The sequence below is a fragment of the Leptospiraceae bacterium genome (assembly GCA_024233835.1).
In the GTDB taxonomy this organism is placed as follows: Bacteria; Spirochaetota; Leptospiria; order Leptospirales; family Leptospiraceae; genus JACKPC01.
Window position 1 is genome coordinate 229354 of record JACKPC010000006.1, and the last position, 26898, is coordinate 256251.

Genomic DNA, 26898 nt, shown 5'->3' on the forward strand with positions numbered 1-26898 from the left:
CTTCCAACCACTGTCAATTCTTTGTTGTTTCATCAGAACTTATTTCCAGATTATAATGCGTAATTACAAAATCTAAAAACCATTTAGGTTTTAAAAATAGTATTAAAAGAGAACCTATACTCAAAAGAAAAGGAACAGGAGATAGCATTTCTAAAATAATGATAATAAAAATTGAAATATAAAAAAGTTTATAGCTCGACTGCGTCATCCTATCTCCATGGTTTAATAAAAACGAATATACGATTATTCTGATATTACGGCCGGTAGCGGAATCGTAAAATACATAGTAGTTCCGAGACCCTTTCCGGTTTCAAACCAGAATGTACCTTTGTTTCGAATGACGAGATCGCGCACCAGTATAAGACCGAGCCCGGTACCCTTTTCCTTATCGGTTCCCGGTGTAGAATAAGGTTCCTCTAATCTAAAAAGTCTATCCTGCACTTCCATTGAGATACCGGTGCCGTTATCAGATACGGAAACAATAATCATAGTTTTTTCTTTTCTAAAGGATAAAGAAACGGTTCCCCCGGAAGGAGTAAACTTTATAGCATTTGAAACAAGGTTTCGAAGTATCGTAAAAAGCATATTCTCATCAGAAAGTACTAAGATATCAGGCTGCGTTTCCTCATTCATCAGCAATGTGATTTTCTTTTGAATACAAAGACCTTTGAACAGACCTTCGATATAATCAAATGTTTCCAGCAAACTGACACTCTCCGGTTGATGTCGGATCACGCCACTCTGAATCCTGGACCACTCCAAAAGATTTTCCAGAAGACTGAATAAAACCCTGGCAGAACCTGTAATCTGATTACTGATTTCTAGGATTTCGTCTCTTGTCATGTGGTTAATATCGTCAATTAGTATTTGGGAAACACCTAATAGCCCGCTTAAAGGAGAGCGTAAATCATGAGCTATAATAGAAAAAAACTTATCTTTGCTGGTATTTAGCTCCTTCAAATTCTTGGTTACCTGATATGTATGCATATGATTTCGTATTCGAGCAATGAACTCACTCTTATTAAAGGGTTTCAGAATATAATCAATAGCTCCCATGGAAAGGCCCTTTGTTATATGCTCTTCATCATCAAATGCTGTTATAAATAAAATAGGTATATCTGCAATTTCTTCCCTGGATTTAATGTATTTACAAATTTTAAAACCATCTAAATCCGGAATAAATATATCCAGCAACAACATGTCGGGGTAAGGAGACTTGCTCAAGGCATCCAAACACTCTTTTCCGGTTCTTGCGTATTCTAAGGTATAAGGCTCAGCTCGCAACATTCCCTGTATAGAATAGAATATCTCCGGCAGATCATCCACCACCAGAATTCTCTTATTTGGTTCCTGTTTTTTCCCCTTTTCCATCACGTATCCGATCCTAGTTTAGAAAACCTACCTATAGAGTATATCATTTTTTTCAATACTTAATTCGGGAATAAAATTCTTCCTTCAGAAAAGCGATTACTTATTTCATTTTTTTCTAATGCTCCTATATTTCCAAACTTTTCTGAATCTTCCCTGGCTACTTTAAGCCAGAATTCATCTTTTTGTAAATTCGCCAGTTTAAAATCAGGAAGTCCGCTCTGCCGAATACCCAGGATTTCTCCCGGCCCCCTGAGCTTTAAGTCAGATTCGGCCAGCTCAAAACCATCGGTTGTTTCCACCAGGGCAGAAAGTCTTGTTTTTCCTTCTTCACTTATGTGGCCGGAACTCATTAGAATACAAAAGCTATCATGCTCCCCCCTGCCCACTCTTCCTCTCAACTGATGCAGTTGAGAAATTCCAAACCGCTCTGCATGTTCAATTACAAGAATCGTTGCATTCGGTACATCAATTCCCACTTCCACTACAGTTGTAGTTACAAGAATTTGGATTTCCTTCTTTTTAAAGCCTGTCATTACAGCATCTTTTTCTTCATTTTTCATTTTACCATGAAGTAAACCCAGGCTGTATTCTTTAAATTCAAACCTACTTAAATGCTCATAATCATCAATACAGGATTTTAAATCTAATTTTTCTGACTCTTCCACAAGAGGATAGACTATATAGCACTGTCTCCCCATATTTAAGTATTTTTTAATAGATTTATATACAGCTTCTCGCTTATCTTCAAAAAACCATTTGGTCTCGATTCCGGCTCTACCAGCCGGCTTCTCTTTCAATACGACTAATTCCAGATCTCCATACAGAGTTAAAGAAAGGGTTCGGGGTATAGGAGTTGCTGTCATAGCCAAAATATCAGGATTTCTTCCTTTTGCCCTCAAAGTTTCTCTTTGCTCAACTCCAAATTTATGCTGTTCGTCAATTATTACAAGACCCAGATTCTTAAATTCCACATCTTCCTGCAAAAGACTGTGCGTTCCAATCACCAGTCTCGTTTCACCCTGTTTAAAACGGGCAAGTTTCTCCCTTTTGGCTTTGACCTTCTCTTTTCCTAAAAAAAGTTCCAGTCCAATGAAAGGTGAAAAGGAGAGCAAGGATTGAATGGTATGAAAATGTTGTCTGGCTAAAATTTCAGTAGGTGCTAAAATACAAACCTGAATATCATTATCGATATAATGAAGTGCAATTAATAAAGCTGTAACCGTTTTTCCGGAACCCACATCTCCCTGCAAAAGGGCTGCCATAGGAGTATCTTTCGAGTTTAATTGCTTAATTTTAGCAATACAAGTTTTTTGAGAATCTGTTAACTTGAAAGGAAGATTCTTTTCAACCCGTATAGCCGATGGAGATTCCGGTAGAGGCCAGAGTTCCCTCTCTATCTCTTCTCTCTTTTTCCGTTTATAATTTAGTAAAAGGTTAAAAAAGAAAAACTCTTCATAAATAAATCGATTTTTAGCATTCTGTAATGTTTCTTCAGATTCCGGAAAATGAATTTCTTTAAAAGCCTGATGTATACCGGGTATATTTCTCTTCTTTAGTGCTTCTTCGGGTAGAATTTCAGGAATTTCTAATTTCCCCTGCTCCAGTAGATCCAGAATTTTTTTATTAAATCTTCGAAAGGCCCTTGAATCCAAGCCTTCTTTTTTCAAGGCATCGGAACCCGGGTATAAAGGAATGATACGGCCTGTATGAATTAGTTGTGCTTCCTCCGGATCCTCAGCAGTATTCAAGATTTCAAAATCCGGATGCATGATCTGCATTCCCCGGAAATACTTCAACTCTCCGGTAACAATTAGATTCATGCCGGGTTTAAACACATTTTTAAAATAAGAAATTCCTTTAAAAAAAACAAGAGAAATGCGATGATTTGATTCGGTCTTAGTTCCTATAATTAATCTTGAAGTTTTACCATGTACCAAATGAAAATCTAATATTGTTACAAATAAGGTAACTGTCTCTCCCTCACTCAAAAGTACATTCGCAGTTATGCTTCTGTCAATATAACGTCTGGGAAAATAATACAATAACTCTCCCAGATTTTTAATGCCTATATTAGCTAAAGCTGTCGCACGTTTTGGTCCGAGACCCGGAAGAATTTCTACACTTTCGGAAAGTGTAAGTTTCATTTCTTAGAAATCCAACTCCTCAACTTTTTCCTCTTTGATACTTTCTTCCGGCTTATTAATGCTTCGATCAACACCAAGATAACAGTAACGACAACCATAAATATGCACGATATTTTTTTCTCCATCTCCCTTTTGCATAGAGGCAAATAGATACTCATGCTTTTCTAAAAAACTTCCGCAGGCAGGACAAATACGAGGTCTCGGAACCTTAGAATCCCATTCCCTTCCATACACTTTTCTTGGATCTAAGGTTTGGGCTTTTAGGGATTTTTCTTTCTCAATACGATTTGCTTTTTCTTTATCCAGCTTCTTATCTTCTGTAAAATATAGAAGGTGGAGTATTAAAAAAATAAAGATTAGCGTAAATATGATTGAGAATACAGTCAACATGAGTTACTTCCATAAATAAGATTTTACTTTTTGGGCAACAGATTCCGGAACTTTAAAACCCTTATTATGCTCAAGTCTTTCCATATACTTTCGAAACGAATAGGAGTGCTGAGAAGTTTTTGTTAAACCTCTAAAACAATCTTCTAATGCAGTTTCAATTGCATCACAAAGTTCTTCATTGTTCATTAATAAATTTTCATAATATCGTAAAACGGATCGATTTATTCCCCTGCATATAGAACGATAAAAAGCAAATTTGACTATGGTAAAAGAATCTGTTTTTGTATCTATAATATCTCTTTCTAACTGTCTTAAATTAATACAGTCTACAAACTCTACTTTATAAGTATTATTTGCATATTCATAAACCAGAGTATTCATGAGTAGCTTTTTATATAATTTATATTTCTCACAACTTTCGGCCCCACATTCAGTTATTCCGGGCTCATCGCAATCGAGGTATATAATTACATCCGCATCAGAATATCTTTCAGCCTGACCAAAGTTTACAGAACCTAAAAGGTCAAAAGCAACTTTATCACCGGAAGAATTAATCATACTGGTAAAATGCTTAAAATCTAAAATTCTTTCCTTTGAAACATCTGTCTCGTATTTGCGAAAAAAACGTTTTAAACCATTAAACTCTTTAATAAGAGGGTTATTTACAAACTTTGTAATTGTCATATTTTTCTAATAAAATGCTCAGCAGGAACGCTTGAATTATCATCGATATATTCTAATTCAATAGAATTACCTTCTGTTCTCGTTTTCATTAAAACATTCAAGTTTCCATCAAGGTATTGCAATAAATCGACTTTCGTTACTTCCTTATTTTCCATATAAATTTCTGCAAGGAAACCACCCGGTTGAAAACCGTACACCGAATCAACCGATCCGAAATTAGAAGGATTTAAAAAAACTGTTTTTCCTTTTTTTACAATTCCCTGGTCCTCATGAACATGTCCTGATAAAACAAGAGGAGGTGAGCAATCATCCACATATCTTCGTATTCCCTGAGAACCCACATTTCCATAACCCGGAACCTTATCTAAAATTCCATAAGCCGGGTTATGAATAATAGCTACATCCGGTAACTCTGATTTAAAAAATTCTTCCGGCTCCGAGTATTCTATACCGCTTCTCCTATACTCATGAAACTTTACTGCCAGCTTTTCGGGTATTCCGGAAGTCATAATTGGTGCCCCACCATAACCTGAAAAAACATACTCTCCAAAAACACGGGTTTTTCGGTGAATATCCCATTCGTAAAGAGCTGTGTATTGAAGATCTATATCATAGTTTCCCGGAAGTATCAGGCAGGGAGAATTTGCATATTGATTAATTACTTCCTTGATAAGAAGGTATTTCTCCTTCATTGTTTTGGAAGCCTTATGAAATAAAAGACGGTAAAAACCGGCCTTAACCCCTATTTCATAGTCAAATTTATCCGGAAAACGCAGAATTGTTGTCGCATAATCATAGGGAAGTCTGTCGTAACCCGATTCTTTGGCATGATTTACGAGTTCTTCCTGAATGGTACAAAAATCAATTATCCTTTCAGAACTAAAAAAAGCCTTGTAGATAATATCGCCGGCAAGAATATATAGATCAGCCGAGGTTCTCTGAAAAACTTCTTTCATACTCCTCAGGCCGTCGTGGATATCTGTGAGATAAATTATTTTCATGAATGAAATCGAAGAAAAATGCTCCCAATCTTATGACTTTTTATGGTATTAGGAAACAGTATTTTTACTTGATAATGTGTCACTGAATTTTACGTTGAGCAATAGGAAAACTTACGAAAAAATAAATAGAGTAACAACCGGACTTCAGATGAAATCTCTATAGAAAGGAAAGAAAAGTGCCAGATAAAACAGCCCAACACTTAAATGAAGAGCTTATTACCTTATCACAATTTCTAATTGAGGAGCAGCTCAAGATTCCTCATGCTACGGGAGACTTTACAGCCCTCATGAATCATCTTGTTTATGCTGCAAAAATCGTAACCCGAGAAGTAAGAAAAGCGGGGCTTCTGGATCATATCCTCGGCTCTACGAGTGTAACCAATGTACAGGGTGAAACCCAGATGAAACTGGACCGTTATGCAGATAGAATCATCACCGACTCCATGAAAAAATGCGGTCACCTCTGTATTATGGCCAGTGAAGAGCAGGAAGGTCCTATTGATATTCCGGAAGACTATGCGATAGGAAAGTATACTTTTGTGTTCGATCCTCTCGACGGTTCTTCTAATATAGACAGCAACGTTTCTATAGGTTCTATTTTTTCCATTCACCTCAGAAAAACCCCCCCCGGTAGACCCGGAAAATTGGAAGACTTGCTCCAACCCGGTAATTTACAAAGAACTGCCGGTTATATTGTTTATGGTTCCTCAACCATGCTCATTTTAAGTACCGGAAATGGCGTCAATGGTTTCACCCTCGACCCATCCTGCGGAGAATTCCTGCTTTCCCATCCCGGTCTAAAAATGCCGGAATCCGGAAATATTTACTCTATCAACGAGGGTAATTACAATTTCTGGTCTGATAATATCAAAGCCTATATCAAGGATATTAAAAATATCGATGGAATCAGCCTGAATAAAAATCCAAAAACCCTGCGTTATATAGGTTCTTTAGTGGCTGACTTCCACAGGAACCTTCTGAAAGGAGGAATTTTTCTGTATCCGAGAGATACGAAATCCAATAATTACCCCGACGGAAAACTCAGGCTTCTTTACGAAGCAGCACCTATGGCTTTCCTTGCAGAACAGGCCGGAGGAATGGCTGTAACAGAAGATGGACGCAGGATTCTGGATATAGAACCAAATGATCTTCACCAAAGAGTTACCCTGATTATCGGAAGTAAAAAGGATGTTGAGTATTACCTTGAGAAATATACCTGAGAATAGATGAAAGAAACCATTCTACTAACCGGAGCCGGTGGTTTTGTTGGCAGGTATGCAGAATGGTATTTTCTTAAAGAGGGTTTTCGGGTAAAAAGTATTATTCGAACCGAAAGCCTGAACCCTTACCTCGAAGCAGAACCGAACCTGAAGCAGAACCTGAGTCAGGAAATCCTGGAAATAAAACCCGATACAGATTGGAAAACTACCTTAAGAGATGTTCATTTTATTATCCATCTTGCCGGTAAAGCACATAATCTCAAAGATGTAGAACTGCGACCTTATCTGGAAATAAACGCAGAAGCAAGCCGACAATTAGCTCTCGAAGCAGCCCGACAGCAAATAAAACATTTCATTTATTTAAGCACAGCTCTGGTTCATGGAAAAACCGGCTCTGATTCTCCGTTTCAGGAAGATTCTCCCCTTCTTCCTTATAACAGCTATAGCTTATCGAAAATAGAAGGAGAGAATTATATAAAAGAGATTTCGCAAAATGAAAATTTACCCTACACTATCCTTCGCCCTCCCCTGATCTACGGTCCCTATGCCAAAGCAAACTTTTTAAGACTTGCAAAAATTGCCGGAATGGGCTTTCCCCTTCCTTTCAAAAATTTAAAGAATAAGCGAAGTTTTATTTTCCTCGGAAACTTGCTTTCAGCTATCCATACCTGCCTGGAAAATAAAGAATCCTTCGGCAAAACTTATCTCTTGAGTGACGGACAGGATCTCTCCACCTCAGAACTATTGCATCTTCTGTCTGAGAGTTTGAATAAAAACTTAGTTTTATTCCCGATGCCGCTGAGTATTTTAAAAACCCTTTTTAAAGTTATAGGTAAAAGTGAAGAATATGAAAAGATTTCCTCACCTTATTGTTTAGATATATCTAAAATTCAAAAAGACCTCGGCTGGAAAGCTCCGTTCTCTATTCAAGAGGGCTTAGGTCTCAGCGTAAAAAGTTTATAAATTCCTTTCAAACTTTAATAGTAACCACATCCTTCTCTATAAATTTCCCAGTTTCTCCTTTCTTCTAAAAATAAATCCTTTTTTTTAGACGGTATATTAGATAGTTTTTGGATAGTTTCTATTCGCTTATCGCCGGAAGGATGTGTATTTAACCATTTGGAAATTTTATCATTCTCTGCATTTCTTTTAAAAAACTGGATAAGACCTTCCGTACTGATACTTAGTCTATTCAATTTTTCAACAGCAAGTCTATCGGCTTCTTCTTCAAAACTTCGAGAGTATTTCAAAAGGATCAGGGTATTTACAATTTCCGAATACGTTTCTATCATCTCAGAAGAATCACTTCCTATACCTATTAAACCGGTAACTAAAAAGGAAATTCCAAGTACGCGTATCAACTGCCTGATACCATGTCTTTGTTCAATATGAGCGATTTCATGAGCCAAAACTCCGGCAATTTCTTCCGGGGATTCGCTCTCTTTAAAAAGTCCGGAAAAGATTAGTATTTCTCCACCGGGAAGACTGATAGCATTTGCAACATCCTGTTTCACTATTGTTATATTAAATGTATTTTTACGATCTGCTAATAAGTTGATTAACTTATGTAGAAATTGATTATATTCTTCTTTCGAACAGGTACTATAGTTTTTCAGGATTTGTTTTTGTACATAAGAGCCTATCTCTTTATCTACACTTTGCGGAATCAATGTATGAACACGTTGTAAACCCTGGAAATACAAAAAAATAAAAATGGCTAAAAATATGGATATAGAAATAAGCTTCGTTCGCAAAGGAAGCTCATATAATTTTTTAACCCGGGTACTAAAAAAACCCGGATGCAATTTGTTATAAATACTTTGAAGAATTTCATAGGCGTTTTTATCCTGCAAGACAAATATTGCGAAAGGACTATCTTTATCTATAAAAATGTGTATTTCAAAGCTATCTCCTTTATTTTCAATACTCTGTATCAATTTCCAGTCGACTTGATAAGTTTCAATTTCTTCATCCGGCTTATAGCGAAACTCCAGGTGAGTTTCATAAATTTCCAGTTCCCCTTTAAAGGGAACCGGATTTCTACCATCAAAATATTCAACTATAACTATATTCATATCTTCTTTAAGATAGCATATCCCCCAGCACGTCAGCCGCATCGGAAATTCCATCACTTAAAGCTGAAGCTTTTTTATCCATGCTTCCCTCTATAGAAGCAAAATCTACAGTACCTAAAAATGTCAGATGATTTATCTGATAGGCATTTAACCAGTTCAAAGCCCAGGGAAGAGCAGCTCCCAAACTCAATACGGAAGCTAATAGGGCAAGTCCGGTAGTTTTCATTAAGCCTCCACCTGTATATGTATCAGCATTAAACTGTTTATTCTGGAAAGTCACGTGACTCCAGTAAAAACGATATAAATTAGCTCTAAACCAAAAAACATAAACTCCTAAAGTTAAAGGAGTTAAGAATATACCTTTCAAAAACAGGATAAATAACTCTTTCGGCTCCGCTTGAAATTGAAAATTTTGATTCCCATAAAAAGAATTTTTAGCAAAGAATTCGGCATATTTACAATAAAACCAGGGAGAATAAATTCCAAGTGTTACGACAGTCATTAAACCATGCACAATAAAAAGCTCAGCTAATTCAGTAAATTTCCCGGTAAACTGAAATCTAATGTTTCTATAGCTGGAACGACTTAACCTATATCTTTCTTTTCCTATTAATACCAGTGGTGAAATAGCCAATAGGGCAAGATATAATAAAGCACTCATGATAAAGTTGGCTGCTTTCAAAGAAATTAATGACATGAGTAAATAAGCTACTGCAAATAGAGCGATAAGCCCAAGGACTACAATACCTATACCCTTTAAGAAACCTACAAACCTTTCTTTTCCTGTTCCATGATATGAGAACCGATAACCCATAAATTCTGTTTGCTCATAATAATATTTTATTAACTTAACCTTTGCCCAGAAATAGTAAACTCCTAATGTAATAATGGTAAGAAGGGCATTAACCAGGAATACACCAAATAATTCTCCTCCTTTACCATGATATTTAAAAAAACTTTTTTCTTCGGTATTGAATTCTTTTGCATCCATCTTAAATCCTCACAATTATTTGTTATATTATCGAATAATTATTATAATTTATATTTTTTTTTGCCGTTTTCATTCAGTAGAAAAAAGAAATTCTTCCCTTTTAGCTTCAATAATTTTATTTTGTATTTTAAACTCAATGAAACCCTATACATTTTTAACTTTACAGCTTGCAAGTAGAGACATTAACGCCTATTATTTTACCGGGAATAAAGGCGGGAAAAGACCCGGCCTTGTATTTTTGCACGACATCACCGGAATACAAAACTCCACTCTTGAAACCGCATACCTGCTCTCAGAAGAAGGTTTGAGAGTCCTTGTCCCTGATCTATACACAAATTCCTGGGGCGTAAAATATTGCGTACGACAGGTCATAGACCGGTTCATACGGGATAATCTCTCCGGCAATAAGGCTTTAGAAGAAATTCATCAAATTATCGATGCTTTCCAGAAATTTAAGGATGTAGACCCAAACAGGCTCTCTCTTGTGGGTTCCTGCCTGACCGGAGGTTTTGTACTACATGCCAGTCTGAGACCGGAAATTAAAGCACCGGTTGTTTTCCATCATTCTTTCGGTCTCACAGGTTCCGGTTTCCCGGAAGAATGCGTGGGGAGTGTAAAACATACAATACAGGGACACTTCTGCCATACAGATCCTCTCTGTCCTCCTGAAAAAGTAGACAGACTGGAAGAACAACTCGGTGATAAATTAGAAAGACATGATTACGATCTTCCTCACATGATACCACATCTATTTCGCTTCAATGAAGAAGGAAAAGAAGCCTATGAAAGAATGCTGAGGTTTATAAAAGAAAAAGTTTACGAATAAAAGAATTGATTAGTTCTTTACTGATGCTTATCGTAAAACCCGTTTTTCTTGCTCATCATTTTATCACCTCGTTTTTTTAAAAAAAGGTGCCTACTATACCGCAATTAGCCTGGTCCGACTTTCAGTTATAGTCAAGACTCAGGGCAGGGAATATAGAGGATAGGATTAATAAATTATTAATTTCGTAAAAAATGATAGAATTTTTACTGCTTTCATTCTATGCTAAAAAACATTGTTAGAAATAACTGAGGATAAAATGAATCAAGAAAAAGAATTGCACCCGGGCAAATCCCAATTTGTATCCAATGCCCTGTATTTTATAGGTAAATACCTTTATAAACCCCGTTTCAAGATAGTTTATGAGCTTACTGAAGAATTAAAAACACTGGAGGGGCCGGTACTTGTTTTGTCAAAGCACAGTAGTAATCATGATATTCCCATAGGATACCGGGTTCTTGTGGATGCTTTTGGAAGGCATGCCTGGTGTATTATCAAAAAAAGTCTTACTCATCCCTTATTTTTTGATTTTTTTCAAAAAATAGGTGGGATTCCGATAGATAGGGATAATCCGGAAAAGAGTAAGGATAATCTCCTCTTTGCCAGGAAAAAAATGTATGAAGGGAATATAATGGTCCTTTTTCCTGAACAACATCGGTTTCCCGGTACAATGGGGGAGGCTGCTGTTGCAGGCTTTCGATTTATTACCGGCAAACCGTCCGAAGCTCTTCCTGTGGTACTTGCAGGTTATGAATACAAGAATAACCTTTTTCGAAAAAGTGTAACCATACGTTTTGGTAAAGTAAAATACTATTCTAAATCAGATGCACCTGATCTCTTTCTGTATGAGTGTATGCAGGAAATCGCGAGACTTTCCGGTCTCGAATATACCTTTCCGGCACCGGTAGAAAAAAAGAAACGAGCTCCATAAATAATATTAAAAATTCAGACACATTATCAAATCAAGGTAAGGCAACTAAAATAAATGGACTTAAAATGAAATTCTTGTTTAATATTATGCTCTATGATTATATCGAAGGTATTGGTTATGCTCCGTAAACTACTTCCTTATTTAATTAGCCTTACAATATATAGTTGTTACCAAAGTGGCAGAGAGGTGTGCGGTAATCGAGAAGAAGGCAGAAGACAAGTCATTATTGCTTTCACGATAGTAGATGCCCCCGTTTCTAATTACGAAAGTGATGTAAGTCTATTAGATTATCTACTTAAAACATACTTAGCTTCTAAAAATTCAAGAAAAGATTGCAGCGGATACGTCTAAAAATACTCATCCGATTTTATGCTGATAGAATAATCCTTATCAAGTTTCAGTCCCTCATAGTCTATTACATCTTTACTGATGCTTATCGTAAAACCTGTTTTTCTTGCTATATTGACATTGAGTTTTAGAATATTCTCATAGGAGCTAATTAAATTAATTGTGAATGAAATGTCTTCTCCTGTATCTTTTTTTAAGCTTATCCAGGAACTCTGTATCTTACTTGCATCCATCTCCCGTGTAAAATATAAGGAGATCGATTGAATGTCCACCGAACTAAAAATGATAGAACTTTTAGTTGTGCTTTCCCCGGTCAGTGTAAATACACTTACATCTACCGGGATTAGTGAGTTTACCTCTGTCGAACATAATCCCACATTCGTATAGGCTTTGTGAACATAACAGCTATAAAAATCCGGCATAAAGCTTGTATCGGCTGATGCACTTTTCATCGTATCCGTAAAACCAAGTTCCTTGCAGGTTTTTGAACTGAGCTGTCTGTTTGCCTGTGGAGCAACGGAAGAGTTACAGAAACTTTCCGGTGTAAAATTAAAACCGGTTCCATTTCCCGTATAATTATCGATACAGGTAAACTTCCCTGCATACCTGTAAATACAGTTTTTTTTGACTGTATTTGCATTCAATTGCTGTAAAACAAGCGAAGAAGCTAAAAGAGTATTTTGCTCTTTTTTCTTGTCTTCTTTGTTTGTGCAGGCACCTGTAAGAAATATTAAAATCATTATATATACTATACTTTTCATTGTGTTATCCTTTTAGTCCGTAAAGCTTCCTTTCATTTTTATACAGTTTATTTTTGCAGCATTCCTTGTCCATACCGGGTAATAGTAAAAAGTCCTTAACATTTTACCGGCAGCTGAAGCTACACTGCACTTCCCGGCAATTTCCTTTTCAACACATTTTTCTTTTTGGTAGCTGAGACCGCTAAACTGTGAGCACAGCCTTTGAATTTCTTCCTGTGTTTCAGAGTTTTGCAATTCAATACATTGTCCTCCTTTCCTGATAAAACAACTCCCATTTTCCGCAAACAAGGCACTCAAACTCATTAATACAAACAGAATTCCTAATATTTTCATCATCATTTTCTTCTTCCTTTATAGTTTACACTTCTTAAAAAAGAAACACCAGAACAAAAGATATAGATCATCATCTCCACTTCCTCCTTCATGTGTAACTTCTCCACTACCATCCGTATTCACATCCGAATTATTATTGGCATCAGCCATCATATTATAATTGTCTTCAAAAAAGCCCATCCCCCGCATTTTATCTCCTATTAGTCTTCCCCAGACGGTAAAGCCACTTGCACTCGGATGAATCATATCGGACATAAGGCGAGGATCTACTACATAGGGTTCATCTGTATATTCTAATAGTTGGAAACATCGCCACACAGGTTGGTGTTCCAGCTTTAAGGCCTTTTCTGCAAACATAGGGGTACGCCTTTGCTGCATCTGAGTCAGGATAGGTTCCAAATTCATCAATCCTATAGATGCTGCAGTAGGTATGTCAAGAAAGCGTTTCCAGCTCGCACTCATAGCGGACTTATATTGCTCCGCCGCAGTAATATCCAGTGCATGACTTCCGATACATTGTATCAGTTTTCCCTCCACCAATTGCCAGTCCACGGCTATGGGCTTATCATAAATTAAATCCCAATATTTTCGACTAAAATCAGGAAGATAATTTTTTGAAGTTCCAAGCCGAAAGGAGTTGGAAATGGCTGGATAATGCCCGGAAAGAAGAACGTTTTTTCCTTTCCTGTAAAGGAGACTCACTATCCTTTCATTATTGTTAGCTACCATACTAACAACCCTTGAATACCGCCAGGGCAAGTAATACAGGGTGCCTATGTGGGCAAGGAAGTCATTCCCGCCAATATGAAAAACCACGTTTTTATGAATTTTATAGTTCGGACTATTGGGTGTCAGACAGGTTACTAAATGTTTAAGTAGACCAACCGACGTTTCCCCATTTACCCCAAAGTTCTGCACATTCCAGCCGAGTGCTTCGAGATACACATCTATAGGTAAAAATACCAGCCCCGCATAGTCCATGCGACTATCGCCATATATCGTCGCCTTCGTATTTTCGTTGTATAGACCGGCTGTGCTGCATTTGTCATTTTGCTCCTCTTCATTATAAGTAGGAGCAGGTCTTCCTTTAAATTGTACCTGTGCAAATACATTACTATTCATGATAGTAATTAAACTTACTAAAAATATTAGAATTGTGTTCATACTTCTCTCCTTATTCGTATTCAACTTCAAAATCACAGGGCGCATTTGAATGTAAAGATACAGATACGAGATACAATTCAGAATTAAAAGAAACCTCGCATTCCTCATAAAAACCTTTATTGCCAGCTATATAGTTCTTAACACGATAGTCACAATCCATCGGTGAAAGTCCATTTTCTGTATTTCCGTATGTTCTTACATTATTTGTACAATAACTATATCCTCTTGCAAGACTACAATTCTCACTCAAGATAGTGATTTTAACTTTCGCTGGTTTTATAGATGGGTATATTTTATAAATATTACCCTGATGTTTAATAGTTGCTTTATACAGCACTGGTATTGAATGTTCCAATGTAGGGTAATTCCAAAAACTTTGACACTTATCTCCCTCTTGGATTGCACGCAGTAGCTGCTCAACTAGAACAACAGTAGCTCCGACACCACCCATATCATCATCCAATTTCTGAATTCTTGTTTTCTTTTCCGGGCAGGAGATGAGAAAAAAGATTAGGAATAGCATAAGGATTGGTTTATAAACCACGGCGGATAAGTTCATCTGATGCCTCCTTGCGTATCGTAACATGACGATTGAGTATGTTTTCATAATACAATGCGTCAAAGTTGGCTTCCGTTTCCATGATGGCTTTTAAGCGATAGTAAGAATTTATAGCCGATACCGAATTCATTCTCAATGTTTCCAATTCTTTATCTGTTAATGATGGAATTCTACTTTCTATATCTACAAAATAAAGGTTCATATCTATGCTTTCCTGACTCATAGCTTCTGACAAACTTAGTTTTTTCCTTTCGTATGCTTCTCCCTTTGCTTTCGCTTCCATCTCCTTATCGATCTCTTCCTGGCTTGCAGGAATATAGGTCAAAGACTCCATGAAATTTTTTCTTATATCTGCTTCAGATGGTAATAGAAATGCATATAAGACTTCTTCATTTTCTAATATAGACATGCCTTCTATTTCGTAAGGCTTTAGAACATAGTCTCCACTTTTAGGAAAATGATTCACTACTTCTCCATAGAGCTTTCTTACACCTTCTATGTCATCTACAACAGGAACTACATTTCCAGAAAAAAAGTGTGTATACATCACTGAGTTTTCCTGTGGATTCGATGTCGGGATAGCTGTATTTTGTCTATTTAAACAGGCAGCATCAGTGTCGCCTTTCAGGCAATGATTTAGTCCCAGAGTATGACCAAATTCATGTAGAAGAAGCTTCTGCAAGTTTTCTAACTTTGCATCTAATTCAACGGCAAGATCCGGGTTTAGTTGTGTGTCTGCTCTCTGGATTTCATCTCCACAGATCCAGATAAAGCTACAGGCGTGGGAGGTACAGTCAGGATCATTATTTTCCCCAACATATATAGTATCTTCCGTGCTCTGCAACTCTTTCAGGCTATCTTCCGAGCAATTCATGTTCGTTGGAGACTTTGGCCTTTTCGTATCAATTTCACCTCTATAGTAAAAACTGACTTTTGCATTCGCGCTACTGAACCAGGTATCAGCAGATTCTTTGATTTTCTCAAGAAACTCATTTTGAGTATATCCGGTATAACCTGTATCTGCATTTACCCTGTAATTAACAATCGGGAAAAAACCCACTCTTCTGGGTCTTAAAACAGAAGAGTAAAACATGAAGTGCGAAAATGACAGGAACAAAAATATTAGAAATAGCTTTTTCATTTGAATCCTCTTATTTACAAATTTTAAAGACGTAACAGAGAATGATAAGACACTGATCGTTACAACCGGGACCATGATCTGCTTCATAACCTGGCGGATCTATACTATCCGTTCTTGTCGCTTCATTCATTTTTAAATGTTCCATTGCCGGGATGATTACACTTGCCCATTTTCCATAGCCTGCCACATGGTTTATATGAATTCCATCATCAAGACTAAAGACCACGGCATCATGACCACTCATCCATAAGCCTTTATCCGCACACCACCAGCAACCCCTGCTATTGGAACCGGGATCCTGAAAAAACGAATACATGTGTATGTAAGGGATTCCTCCCCTTTTATATGCCATCACATTTTCCCAGAACTGTAATTTAAACATCTGTCGACTGACCCAGGTATGGTCTGTGCATACTTTCGATGGAGATAATTTTCCACAATCTCTATAATTAATAACAGTAGAAATTAGAGCATTTCTTGTTAGAAAAGGAATCATAGACTCATAGTAGAGAAGAAGAATTCCCCCCAACTGTTTCAATGTATTCTCGGCATTTAGTATATTCCCTTCATTCTCTACCATATTATCATTGGGTTTTTCGTAAAATCCAAATCTTCTAAAAATCGGGTTCAGTACAGGTATAACTGTCGGATCTAAAGAAACAGCCGGCAGGTTACCCAATAGCATAAAAAGTCGTCCCCTTCCCCAATCACTCCTGTCTATCACCCCATCATTGTTCCTATCCGGACAGGTTCTACTTTGATTCTGTGTTGAATACTGGTAGCATTGGGTTGGAAAAGCCTTATCCCCTTCAATACAGGATTCCGGGGCAACCGCAGTACCATCTGCATCAAAGTCACCGCAACCGTTGTTCCCTTTGTGGTGATGGGTCGCTATCCTTTCTATATTGTTCAAAACCTGGTTACGACGAAAAGGAACTGCCCACCAGAGCGGTTGCAGAATCCCTTTGAAAACATGAAAATCATTTCCCCCTATCATCATGATACTCCTCGGTGGAAGCTGCATCCTCTGGTTTACCTGAGCTGTAGTCTGGTTCTCACAATTATCAAAGTGTTCTCTCCAGGCAGAGGAAGTGGAACCGGCTGCACCGAGGTTCGTAACCTTAAATTGACCGTTCGAAAGATAGGTATTCCAGAGGGTTTCTTTACCGGTGTCTCCGCCATAGTGGGTCAGACTGTCGCCTATGAGGGAGACGTAAATATCATTTTTGTCTCCGTTGTCGGTTTTCGTTGGGGGTTTATAGGATTTGTCCGAACAACCATGCGAGTTGATAATCGATCTACCTGCCAGCAGGGTAACTAAATCACTCTTGGTGAAAGAACCTGTCTCGCAACTGGCTTCCATTCCGGGCAGATTTGACAGGTAAGGAAAATTGCATATACTCAAAACACCCACCTTCTCCAGTAGTTCGCTTAAATAGCTGGCTTCTGTTTTGAGAGGAAACATAAGATATAACGCAAATACAAATATACTCAAATACTTCATTTTATTCTCCTATTGTACTGGAACAAAGAACGTAGTTCCTGTTTGTTTTTAATTCATAATAGTAATTTTCTTTCCATAAGAAATATATCGCATTCGAATCATACTTATTATCAATTCTGTACCATATCTTAGTTCCCTCTCTTATATGCTTATAGGCATAATTAAAAATATATGCTTGATTTAACTCTTTCCCTCTTATTACCTTCCATTTACGCCCCAGTAAAGTTTCGGCATCACAGCTCTTGTAGGCTTCGCTATTCCCATTTCCATTGAGAGTATAGTCTTCCCCGGTACAGGAATAATCCAGTTTATCACAGAACTGGAGTTGCTGTGCTCCGTAGTAATCTGATTCCGAGCCTGTACCCTTACAGTCGTTTTCCTCTTTTCGGTAGACCTGTCCCTGCAAGCACTTTTTCAAGATAGCTATTGTTCCAAGGCTAGCATTGTCTCCTCTTCGGATTATATTAAGCTCCACCGTTCCATCCTTCTTATCAATATAATGGTAATCCGTTTTTTTGTATTCATATTCCCATTGTAATAGGCTTCCATAAAATATGATGCTATTGTTTACTGCATCATGGGAAGGATCCTCATTAGTATCACAGAATATAAACAAAGACAAAATTAGTGAAAGGGTTAATAATGCTTTCATTGTCTTACTCTTTTAGTTTATTATAAGCTAAAGACATACACATTTTTTTCAACAGTGCGCAAATCTCTATCAGTCATCCTCACTTTAAAACTCCATAAATATTTACTTCTATTTACTGGTCCTCCAATAATCCGTCCCTGCTTATCAATAATTCCAGGAGCTGTTTCTCCTTCTACAAGTTCAAATTTGAAAGGTGCTTGCCCGCTTGTCGGTTTTAGCTGAATTGCAAACTGTTCAAACCAACTTACTCCACAGGGTGTTCCAAATGCACAGCCAGTAAAATCAGGTTCTGCTGATTTTTCTTCTTCTGTTAAAGCCGGGCAAGCTTCAGTTCCATGAATGTAATAATTCCCCGGATTGATTAAATCTAAATTATCATGGGTAATAAATCCACATTCGAAAAACGCTCGTTCTCCAAAAGTATTATAGGCATGAGAATTTTCTACAGGAAATCCAAGAAAACCTTCTGCTCCTCCATTCTCAAGATAGCCTGTAAGAGTATATCCTCCAATAGAAAAAGCAACATCTCCTCCTTCTTTTAGATAGATATAAACACCATTAAAATTTTTCTTGTATCCCAGAATAAGTCCATCCGGGTTTTTTATTATCTCCAAAGGAACTGTGAAAAACAATTCGGGATTCACTCCGATTTCTAATGCCCTTAGATTAATTGCCATATCCATCTTTTTATATTTTTCATCCTGTCCGGGAACAGTTAAATTTGCCAGTTCTGGATTTATTGGAAACCAGCCTATATTTACCATTTTGAAGGCAAGCATTTTTCCCCAGGCTGCATTCCCCTCTCCTGAAAAGTGAATCCCATCTGCTAATTGTCCTGCTTCCACATAATAGGATGCTTGATTATATAATACATTGTGCAGATACGGATAAAACATGTCCAGTAGATGAACACGTGAACCATGTCTTTTGAATAAGGTAGGATAAAGCTCGGTAGCATATTTAATTTGTAATCTCCCAAAATAGGTTACTAATCTCACTGCTTTTTTCCATGTGAAATTTGCTCCTGAATCATAAAACCATATATTAGAATTAAAAGCAGGTGCAGCTGTCATTAATAGTAACTCATGAGGCTTTTGTACAATAGGAATCTGGTTGGAAAGAAAATAATTAGATACCTTATACATCCCAGCGACAACTTTGTTCTCATGAGCTTCCATATGCCAGAGCCAAAAAGCTTCATCCTTTGGATTCTTCTTTCCGGTCAGGTAACTATAAATTGCTTCAACTGGGTTTTTTCTAAATTCCCAGAGCAAATATAGTGCACTTACGTTCTCTAACTCCTGGTAAAATGTAAGAATATCATTTCCTCCTAATTGAAGAATTGCCTTTTCTGCTGTTAGATAAGGTGCATGATATGTACCCATACATTCATCAATCCTATAGTCCCAATTGCCTTCATCCTTGCCATTGTTCGGCAGAAGATGGGATTTATACGTTGCCCTTGAACCACCCCAACCTAAATTTTGTATTGCATTTAAATGTGATCTATCAATAATTTGAGTATTATTAATTCCGGCATTTAATATATATTTTGAAGTAGGATCGGTAGCAATTATTTGGGAACGACTATCTCCGATAATTGTTATTTGAGTGTCGTATGCTGAAATCAAACAACTGGGTGGTGAAAATTGAGCTTGTAAAAAACCTATTGGAATCATATATAAAATTAGATTAAATAAATACTTCTTTTTCATTGTTTTTTCCTCTATCTTATATTTACTATTAATTTTTGAAACTGAAATGTTTGTATACAATATAATATATCATTATTATAATAGGTATCAAAGATTCCCATGTGATTTATATCAAAAATAATCCTTTTTAATTCATAACCTGGTGGTGGATTTGAAACTTCACTTCGATACCACTCATAGTTTCCATTAAGTGCATTAAAACTTTGTTCGGGAGTTTTACATGCTAATCGTATTCTTTCTGTTATTGATGATGTAATGATAGGTTGCTTTGTATCATAGTTATAGATTAATCCACTATCAACTTTTTGTGTTAAGCATCCACCTGAACCATGACCTTCTTCCTTAACACTACCTTCCTGATTACAAGAGTTAATCCATTCTATCTGTTTTTGAAGCATATAACAGGCATCACCATTTTCCTGTTTAGTTCCAAAACAAGATGTCTTTTTATCGGAACAACCGTAAAAGATAAAAAAGAAAAGACTTATATACATTAACAAATCATCTTTGAACCAATTCATTTTTCATTTCCTCCCGTATGATAATTAATGCTTTTAACTCACTTTCTATAAAGTTCATATACATTTCATCCAAATCATTTTTATATAACTCTATAGCTCTTTGCGTATCTTTGATTTGAATGGAAACAATCAGGACTGAAGCTTCAAGGGAATCTTTACTTAATTTTTCGACTTTAACTTTCAGTTCATTCAAAGAAATCAACAGATGTTCCTCGGCAGAATAAGCACCTTCAGAATACGCTGAATGATATAAATCCTGAAATCCGCGATTTTTTGCAAGCCTCGCTTCTTCGGTATGGTATCCTTTTGTAATTAAAAAGCTTTGGTGATTATTATATGCTACAATTTCCTCTGAACTAAAAACAGGAATGTTGCAATTTTTAACATTACATTGCTCTTCTATTTCCTCATAAAAATCTTTCATTTTATTAAAAGTTGCTATTTCCTTATCAGTAGCCAAACCATACAAATAGCTAATTCCAGCAATGTCTACACTTGATGGCTTGTAAATAATGTAAGGAATTTTATACATTACGTCTGTTTTTAAAGGTTCTGTTTGTCCTCCCGTTAAACGACTCTGACACTCTACTTCAGTTTCTCCGGGTGAGCAATGACCAAGACCAACAATATGTCCGAACTCATGGGATACTTTTGCTTTTATAAAATCATTATTTTCATAAGCATTTTTAAATAAATTTTTGTTGAACTGGATATCAAAATGAAGAATGTCATTCTCCTCTTCACAGCTCCATATCTGGGAACAGGAGAATGAAGTGCAATCTGGATCCAGCACACTTTCATTTATGTAGATTGAATTGTCGGCTTTTTTTAAACTCTCAGTACATGACGTATCTGAAGAAAAGTTCGCATAAGAAACCGAAGAACCTCCATCATAAACAAAGTTAAAATGAGAATTCGTTTCTAACATGGACCAGCTTTTTGCTGCTGCTTGGATAATATCCAAATAGTTCTTATTACTTTCTATATCTGAATTTATAACTTTGAACTTCACTACAGGGAAACTTGCTTTCCATTTTAACTTATCTCCAGTAAGAAGTGAAAAATTAAAAAAGAACAGGCAAGGTAGAAATAAAGCCAGAACTTTAAATATGTAGTTTTTATTAGTAGTTTTCATTTTAATATCCTCAAAGATTAATTTTACCCATATCACCATATACAGTACTATACCGTTCACCATATTTCTTTAAGAAATAAATTGAAGTCTCATTCAGCTTAAATTCAGGCATAGAGGTTACATGCAAAACTTTTCCCTGGCATTTTCCTCCAATCATTTTTAATGGAAAATACTCTATATTGCTACTGTCCCCCCTCAAAGTATCTTCTACTTTGATTGACAAAATGCTATAAATCACCTGATTGCCACGAACATTATTAGACAGTTCACATCCTATAGAATTAACCCTCCCTTCAAATATTATTTCCGCTTCTTTTATTACAGTATTTGCATATTCTCCGAGTGCATTTTGAACCCTCAAATCCTGTTCGGCTGTCATAGAAAGAATGGAAACAACTTTAAGTGTAGGCTCCATTACATAACCACTATCCAGGGTATTATAAACGGATAGATTCGGGTCAAAATCGAGAATGATTTCCGTCACACGACCTCCCCGCAGGTTAAAAGGCCCTGGAATCTGAAAGCTTCTCGTATACTCGTTTGTAATCGTCAGGGGTTTAGATTCATATTCAAGTTCTATAGAGTTACCATCATTTAACTGTATTTTAAAATACAGATATTCTCCCTTCGGTAGAAGATCATTGCCCACAAGTAAAACTGCACTATCCCTCAAAGAAAGCAAATCAAAAGTAAAAGGATTTTGATTCAATACGTAAACCTCTCCCGTATTTTTTGTCACCGAGATAGACTTCATATTTATCCAGATCTTATCGATAGGGAAATGAACATTATAGCCTCTTGCTTCAAATTCAACCTGTGAACGATATTCTGCGTTGTTTTGCTGATAATGAACAACCTTTGTTTGAGTCGGCCTCGAATGAAGTGTGCTGAGTTTACCTTTTTCAACCTTGAAATGGTGCATAAACTGTATTCTCTTTTTAACAAAATTTAAAGGGTAAAGTACATCCCTGTATTTAATCTGATGGAAAGTGTTTTCCGTTTTCTTTCCTTTACCATTCAGTTCGTAGAGATTCACCCTTAGATATTCATAATCTCCCGCTTCAAGGCGAAGGTTATTAAAAATAGCCGCATATTTTTTATCCTTTTCAAATATTTTGATTACGGATGATGGTGCGGGAAGAATAAGTTTTTCTTTACCAGCAGGTTTAACTTCTATGTTCTCAACAGTCAGGGTAAAGTAATCAAATGGCTCCGCTTCTTCTTTATGGCTATTACCCGAAACAAAAATATTATGGGAAATGTCCTCATAATCGAGAACAAAATGCACAAGTCCCTTGTTTTCAGGTGGAGGAATCGGGTCATCCTGTAACTTAATCCTCAGGTAGGTTTTGTCGTCCGGGATAAGGGCTTTTCCATCCCCGTCCCTCGGAACGTCGTAAGTTCCGGGCATTATCATACTGGCACCGGCCAAACTTAAGAGTTCTGTATCGGCTTTATCTCCTTTCATCCCAATAGGCACACAGGCAAAGCCGAAAAAGAGCAAAAAAACAGCTAAAACACTTTGAACTTTGAACTTTGAACTTTGAACTTTGAACTTTCATTTTATCCTTTTCTCCTTAAAATACGTCAATACTACTGACAAATATTACTGACTCTATTCTCAGTATAGAATCATTTTATAGCCTCAGTCAAGTAATTTTATTTATATTTATTTATAATTAAATAAAATAAATACAAATAATCTTAAAAATACTTGCAGAAAATTATATTGATAAATATTTCAACTAAATTACTATTTAAGCGAAAATCTGCATTTAAACGTAAGATAGTAAAATTAAAAACTTTAAACTAAAAATCAGGAGAGTATCTATGATACTTTACAATATATACGAAACCTCTTTCAGAAATCAATCCGGTAAATACCATTCTCGTGCCCTTACCCTGAAAAGCCATGGAACGGAAGAAATCGTAAACCGTATGCTGGAAGGTGGCTCCACTGTGACCAAAAGCGACATCTTCGCCGTTCTCAATGACATGAAACGTGCCATTCAAAATACTATTGCCAACGGAGAAAGGGTCAACATCGAAGGCTTCTGCCAGTTCTATCCCCTCGTTCAGGGCACTTTTGAAGACAGGTATGATACTTTTGACCCTTCAAGGCATAAACTTGATGTTGGAGTAAAGGTATCTTCCGAGTTCAAAGAACCCATAATGAAAGCAAAAGTAGAGAAGTTCCGTTTACCCAAAAATGCACCGGAAATATTCGACTTCAATGACTTTAAAACGGGTGAAAGCAATTCTCGCATTTTTCCACTTGTTATAGGTTCCTTAAAGGGTAGGATACTAAAGCTTGACCCGGAAACTGAGGATGAAGGACTCTTTTTACAGAACATGTCCGATTTGAGCTATCATAAAGTTGAAATGATTTCAAAGAATAATCCTTCAGAACTCATGTTTCTCTGCCCCGCAGAAATTGCGGAAGGTGTTCCTTACCGTTTCGAACTGAGAAATCGTGTTAAAAAATTAGGTAAATTGTTTGTAACAAGGTTTTTTATCGAACTAACCGGCGCGCTTAACTGAGCCTTTTTAAGCTTCCTTTTCATAAGGAAGCTTACGATTCTTCCCAAAAAATACTTGCTTTTCGGGTTTAAGAAAGCTCATTCTATACAAATGAGCGATTTTTTACAGCCGGTAAGCCTTGAAAGTCTCCTAAGGAATAAGGACTTTATCATTATTGGTGAACAGATTCTATTCTTTGATAAAGAAACCGGGCAATATGTCATCACGCAGATCAGTTCTGATAAACGATTCACAGCAGATGATTATGCCAAACTACCCTACCGCGCACCTTACCAGCTCATAGAAGGAGAACTTGTTTTTATGGCTTCACCCTACCTGAATCATCAGATTATTTCTTCCAAGCTAGTAACCTTATTAAATATTTATATCTTAAAAGAAAAATTGGGTACACTATGCCATGCACCTATGGATGTTCATCTGGATGAAGAAAATATCTATCAACCGGATATACTCTTTGTTTCCATCAAACGTTCTTCTATATTGAGTAAATTTATCTTTGGAGCACCGGACTTTGTTCTCGAAATCATTTCTAAATCCACAGAAAACAAAGACAGAAATGAAAAGATGCGCAACTACGGCAAATTCGGTGTAGATGAATACTGGATAGTAAACCTGAAAAAAGAAAACATCGAAGTCTATCACAACCAGATAGGAATTATGATTCACCAAAAAACAGCAGAAAAAGGAGATAGTATCACATCCAGAGCCATTAAAGGATTCACATTAAATGTGGGAGATGTGTTTGCTTAGTTAATACCGGCATAGAATGAGTTTCCCCGGCTCAATGATTGATGTTTTTTCAATTTTTGTATTTGGTTTGGGCTGGCAGTTAATTTTAGAGATAATTAACAATTTCTTTTCCGGTGAATTTGTGTTCTTCCAGAAGTTCGTTTATATCCTTTAGTCTACAACAGGCTTCACCGGGAATTCTTTGGCTTTTTTTATAAAAATCAAGGCAGGCCTTTGAATATTCTTCAATAATATTTTCACAAAAAGAGGATAGGATATAATCAAAAGGTCTACCGTCATCGTGCTCTGGATAAGAGCGAAGTTCTTCTTCTATATTATCAAGTGAGAATGTATAAAATATCTTATATTTTACGAAATTGGATGCGATACTTCTTAATCGGTTTGCCCGGTGAATGTTTATTTCCTTATCATAAATGCCGGTTCCCAATCTGGAAATATAGAATTCGAGGTCTTCATCAAATCTGTTTTCAGAAGTATAATTTAGAAGTTCGATAAAGTCAATATACCTGATTTTCTTTAAGGTGATAATTAAATATCCCTCGATTTTAGGATCCAGACCTCCATTATTCATCTTTGAATTTTCCTTCTAAATGTGGTATAATTTCAGATTCATGAAACGAATTATCGGGATAAGGTTTAAAAATTAGTGCAATCTTATTAAAGCCTTTTGTTGAGCGAAAGAGTTCTTTTAAGGTTTGTTCTTTTTTTAGATGAAATTTAGAGCCATGAATTCTTTTATAAAGCCATATACAGAGTTTATCATATAATGAGAATTCTTCAATAGAAACCCTTTGAATTTCTTTAGTCATATCCCTATATGATTCTTTGAAGGAGTTTCTGGCTTTTTCTAATTGAACTTCTTGCTCTTTTCCTTTAATAATATACTTATCATCTTTCTCGAAAAGTTCCATTTTACTTATTGTCTATTTAGTTTTGGAAAACGCAAGCAATTTTTACTTGCCATACTTGTGGGTGGGGGGGGAAGGAGTTAAAAGGACAAAATTACCATAAGGAACTCTTACAGCGTGTCTTAAAATAGGCTTATCTATTAAAGAAAAGCAAGCTGCAAGAGCCTGTAGCTTCATTTTCAGACAGGCTCCTACATACTATGAACCCATTTTTAAAACTGACAGTCCTTTCCGCGCTACTTCTCAGCCTAAACGCCTGTCCGAACTGGTTTTCTTACTCCTAATATTGTAGAGACTCGTGCATCGACGTTGTAGGGACTCGTACATCGACGTTGTAGGAGTCGTACATCGACGTTGTAGAGACTCGTGCATCGACGTTGTAGAGACTGTGCATCGACGTTGTAGAGACTGTGCATCGACGTTGCAGGCTCTCTCTCATGCCGATACAGTTCTACTACATCAGTGATATTGTTGCAATAAATAATGGAGATATAGATGATTATGCCAAACTGCCCTACCGTGCTCCTTACCAGTCTAAACCCACAGAAAGCTTTTTGGTTTGATTTTTCGTACTTCCCCGGTAAGTATGACAGGAATGAAATCTTTAAATAAACAGCTCTTACGAGGTCTATTACTTTCCTGTATCCTACCTCTATTCTATTGTGGAATTTCAAGGGAGGTAGTTCAAAAAGTCGTAGCCGTCCCGAGTTTCTCCAATACAAGCAAAGTTCCCATCGAAGCGAATCTTATCCACTCTATAAGTGATGAGTTTATAGTTTCTCTTGTTCAAACGAAGAAATTCGCAGTTACCGAACGCAAGAAATTAGATTCACTCTTACAGGAACATGCCCTGGAACAAAAAGGTTTATTGGAAACCGAGAATGCTATTAAAATAGGAAAAATGCTAAAAGCTAAATATATCATCCTTTGCTCCATAAGTAAAATCAATATTTTAGTAAAAAATAATATACCTGACATAGCAAATATTCAGGTTTATAACGCAAACCTCGATGGAGACATAGAAGTCACAGCACGAATGATAGACATTGAAAAAGGAATCATTATAGCCGCATCAAAAAAAGAAACTAAAGTCTTCGAAAATTATAACAGGGTAGGAAATATTCAAAAAAACCTGGTTATTCAAGAACTAAATGCCTTAAAAGAAAGAATGATACAAAAAGGTTTATCACAACTAACAGATTCCTTAGCAAGAGACCTCGCAGACGAAATTTAGTT

At 36.5% G+C, this 26898-nt stretch carries 28 protein-coding genes; 7 read left to right on the plus strand and 21 right to left on the minus strand.

The window, feature by feature from the left end; all coding sequences use genetic code 11:
• Positions 1-13: 13 nt before the first annotated feature.
• The 6 genes from H7A25_23500 to H7A25_23525 are packed head-to-tail and all read right to left on the minus strand — an operon-like array spanning position 14 to position 5590.
• Complete coding sequence (locus H7A25_23500; GenBank protein MCP5502886.1) at positions 14-208, minus strand: hypothetical protein; 195 nt, start codon at positions 206-208, stop codon at positions 14-16.
• 35 nt (positions 209-243) lie between these two features.
• Positions 244-1371, minus strand: coding sequence for a hybrid sensor histidine kinase/response regulator (locus H7A25_23505; protein MCP5502887.1), 1128 nt, complete (start codon positions 1369-1371; stop codon positions 244-246).
• A gap of 59 nt (positions 1372-1430) precedes the next feature.
• Positions 1431-3515 (minus strand): ATP-dependent DNA helicase RecG, encoded by a 2085-nt coding sequence (gene recG / locus H7A25_23510; GenBank protein MCP5502888.1) that lies wholly within the window; start codon positions 3513-3515, stop codon positions 1431-1433.
• A gap of 3 nt (positions 3516-3518) precedes the next feature.
• The gene (locus H7A25_23515) at positions 3519-3905 is read right to left on the minus strand and encodes a hypothetical protein (GenBank protein ID MCP5502889.1); all 387 of its coding nucleotides are present in this window, start codon (positions 3903-3905) and stop codon (positions 3519-3521) included.
• A gap of 3 nt (positions 3906-3908) precedes the next feature.
• Positions 3909-4589, minus strand: coding sequence for a hypothetical protein (locus H7A25_23520; protein ID MCP5502890.1), 681 nt, complete (start codon positions 4587-4589; stop codon positions 3909-3911).
• Positions 4586-5590 (minus strand): metallophosphoesterase family protein, encoded by a 1005-nt coding sequence (locus H7A25_23525; protein ID MCP5502891.1) that lies wholly within the window; start codon positions 5588-5590, stop codon positions 4586-4588. The genes H7A25_23520 and H7A25_23525 overlap by 4 nt, the downstream gene beginning before the upstream one ends.
• A gap of 215 nt (positions 5591-5805) precedes the next feature.
• On the opposite strand from H7A25_23525, the gene fbp reads away from it, so the two are divergent.
• Positions 5806-6810 carry a class 1 fructose-bisphosphatase gene (gene fbp / locus H7A25_23530; protein MCP5502892.1) on the plus strand — a complete coding sequence of 335 codons (1005 nt, stop codon included), beginning with the start codon at positions 5806-5808 and terminating at the stop codon, positions 6808-6810.
• A 6-nt stretch (positions 6811-6816) separates the two neighbouring features.
• Positions 6817-7773 (plus strand): NAD-dependent epimerase/dehydratase family protein, encoded by a 957-nt coding sequence (locus H7A25_23535; GenBank protein ID MCP5502893.1) that lies wholly within the window; start codon positions 6817-6819, stop codon positions 7771-7773.
• A gap of 14 nt (positions 7774-7787) precedes the next feature.
• Here H7A25_23535 and H7A25_23540 read toward each other — a convergent pair whose 3' ends face one another.
• Together H7A25_23540 and H7A25_23545 are read right to left on the minus strand one after the other, a co-directional pair.
• Positions 7788-8885 carry a M48 family metallopeptidase gene (locus tag H7A25_23540; GenBank protein ID MCP5502894.1) on the minus strand — a complete coding sequence of 366 codons (1098 nt, stop codon included), beginning with the start codon at positions 8883-8885 and terminating at the stop codon, positions 7788-7790.
• A 7-nt stretch (positions 8886-8892) separates the two neighbouring features.
• Positions 8893-9876: a DUF898 family protein gene (locus tag H7A25_23545; GenBank protein MCP5502895.1), complete on the minus strand. Its 984-nt coding sequence runs from the start codon at positions 9874-9876 to the stop codon at positions 8893-8895.
• Between the two features lie 136 nt (positions 9877-10012).
• Between H7A25_23545 and H7A25_23550 the strand changes: the two genes are divergently transcribed.
• Positions 10013-10702, plus strand: coding sequence for a dienelactone hydrolase family protein (locus H7A25_23550; protein ID MCP5502896.1), 690 nt, complete (start codon positions 10013-10015; stop codon positions 10700-10702).
• 256 nt (positions 10703-10958) lie between these two features.
• Complete coding sequence (locus H7A25_23555; protein MCP5502897.1) at positions 10959-11630, plus strand: 1-acyl-sn-glycerol-3-phosphate acyltransferase; 672 nt, start codon at positions 10959-10961, stop codon at positions 11628-11630.
• A gap of 347 nt (positions 11631-11977) precedes the next feature.
• Here H7A25_23555 and H7A25_23560 read toward each other — a convergent pair whose 3' ends face one another.
• From H7A25_23560 to H7A25_23610, 11 genes are read right to left on the minus strand one after another with little or no spacing between them, the layout of a single operon-like run.
• A complete protein-coding gene (locus tag H7A25_23560) occupies positions 11978-12739 on the minus strand; it encodes a hypothetical protein (GenBank protein ID MCP5502898.1) in 762 nt (253 codons plus the stop codon).
• 12 nt (positions 12740-12751) lie between these two features.
• Entirely contained in the window at positions 12752-13078 is a 327-nt protein-coding gene (locus H7A25_23565) for a hypothetical protein (GenBank protein ID MCP5502899.1), read from the minus strand.
• 12 nt (positions 13079-13090) lie between these two features.
• On the minus strand, positions 13091-14236 hold the full coding sequence (locus H7A25_23570) for a hypothetical protein (GenBank protein MCP5502900.1): 1146 nt from the start codon (positions 14234-14236) through the stop codon (positions 13091-13093).
• A gap of 10 nt (positions 14237-14246) precedes the next feature.
• Positions 14247-14795 carry a hypothetical protein gene (locus H7A25_23575; GenBank protein ID MCP5502901.1) on the minus strand — a complete coding sequence of 183 codons (549 nt, stop codon included), beginning with the start codon at positions 14793-14795 and terminating at the stop codon, positions 14247-14249.
• Positions 14770-15936: a hypothetical protein gene (locus tag H7A25_23580; protein MCP5502902.1), complete on the minus strand. Its 1167-nt coding sequence runs from the start codon at positions 15934-15936 to the stop codon at positions 14770-14772. Before H7A25_23580 ends, H7A25_23575 begins: the two co-directional genes overlap by 26 nt.
• Positions 15937-15946: 10 nt before the next feature.
• Positions 15947-17440 (minus strand): SGNH/GDSL hydrolase family protein, encoded by a 1494-nt coding sequence (locus H7A25_23585; protein ID MCP5502903.1) that lies wholly within the window; start codon positions 17438-17440, stop codon positions 15947-15949.
• Between the two features lies 1 nt (position 17441).
• Positions 17442-18092: a hypothetical protein gene (locus tag H7A25_23590; protein MCP5502904.1), complete on the minus strand. Its 651-nt coding sequence runs from the start codon at positions 18090-18092 to the stop codon at positions 17442-17444.
• Positions 18093-18112: 20 nt separating this feature from the next.
• Complete coding sequence (locus H7A25_23595) at positions 18113-19807, minus strand: hypothetical protein (GenBank protein MCP5502905.1); 1695 nt, start codon at positions 19805-19807, stop codon at positions 18113-18115.
• A gap of 11 nt (positions 19808-19818) precedes the next feature.
• Positions 19819-20328 (minus strand): hypothetical protein, encoded by a 510-nt coding sequence (locus H7A25_23600; protein ID MCP5502906.1) that lies wholly within the window; start codon positions 20326-20328, stop codon positions 19819-19821.
• Entirely contained in the window at positions 20309-21463 is a 1155-nt protein-coding gene (locus tag H7A25_23605) for a hypothetical protein (protein ID MCP5502907.1), read from the minus strand. The genes H7A25_23600 and H7A25_23605 overlap by 20 nt, the downstream gene beginning before the upstream one ends.
• A gap of 10 nt (positions 21464-21473) precedes the next feature.
• Positions 21474-22967, minus strand: a complete 1494-nt coding sequence (locus H7A25_23610; protein ID MCP5502908.1) for a DUF4382 domain-containing protein — start codon at positions 22965-22967, stop codon at positions 21474-21476.
• A gap of 326 nt (positions 22968-23293) precedes the next feature.
• Here H7A25_23610 and H7A25_23615 point away from each other — a divergent pair, with 326 nt between their 5' ends.
• Both H7A25_23615 and H7A25_23620 read left to right on the plus strand, forming a co-directional pair.
• Positions 23294-24004 carry a DUF4469 domain-containing protein gene (locus H7A25_23615; GenBank protein ID MCP5502909.1) on the plus strand — a complete coding sequence of 237 codons (711 nt, stop codon included), beginning with the start codon at positions 23294-23296 and terminating at the stop codon, positions 24002-24004.
• Between the two features lie 90 nt (positions 24005-24094).
• The gene (locus tag H7A25_23620) at positions 24095-24754 is read left to right on the plus strand and encodes a Uma2 family endonuclease (protein ID MCP5502910.1); all 660 of its coding nucleotides are present in this window, start codon (positions 24095-24097) and stop codon (positions 24752-24754) included.
• Between the two features lie 85 nt (positions 24755-24839).
• On the opposite strand, the gene H7A25_23625 is transcribed toward H7A25_23620, so the two are convergent.
• Both H7A25_23625 and H7A25_23630 read right to left on the minus strand, forming a co-directional pair.
• Positions 24840-25325 carry a hypothetical protein gene (locus H7A25_23625; protein ID MCP5502911.1) on the minus strand — a complete coding sequence of 162 codons (486 nt, stop codon included), beginning with the start codon at positions 25323-25325 and terminating at the stop codon, positions 24840-24842.
• Positions 25318-25665, minus strand: coding sequence for a hypothetical protein (locus H7A25_23630; GenBank protein ID MCP5502912.1), 348 nt, complete (start codon positions 25663-25665; stop codon positions 25318-25320). Before H7A25_23630 ends, H7A25_23625 begins: the two co-directional genes overlap by 8 nt.
• A gap of 592 nt (positions 25666-26257) precedes the next feature.
• Between H7A25_23630 and H7A25_23635 the strand changes: the two genes are divergently transcribed.
• On the plus strand, positions 26258-26896 hold the full coding sequence (locus tag H7A25_23635) for a hypothetical protein (protein ID MCP5502913.1): 639 nt from the start codon (positions 26258-26260) through the stop codon (positions 26894-26896).
• The last annotated feature ends 2 nt before the right edge of the window (positions 26897-26898 follow it).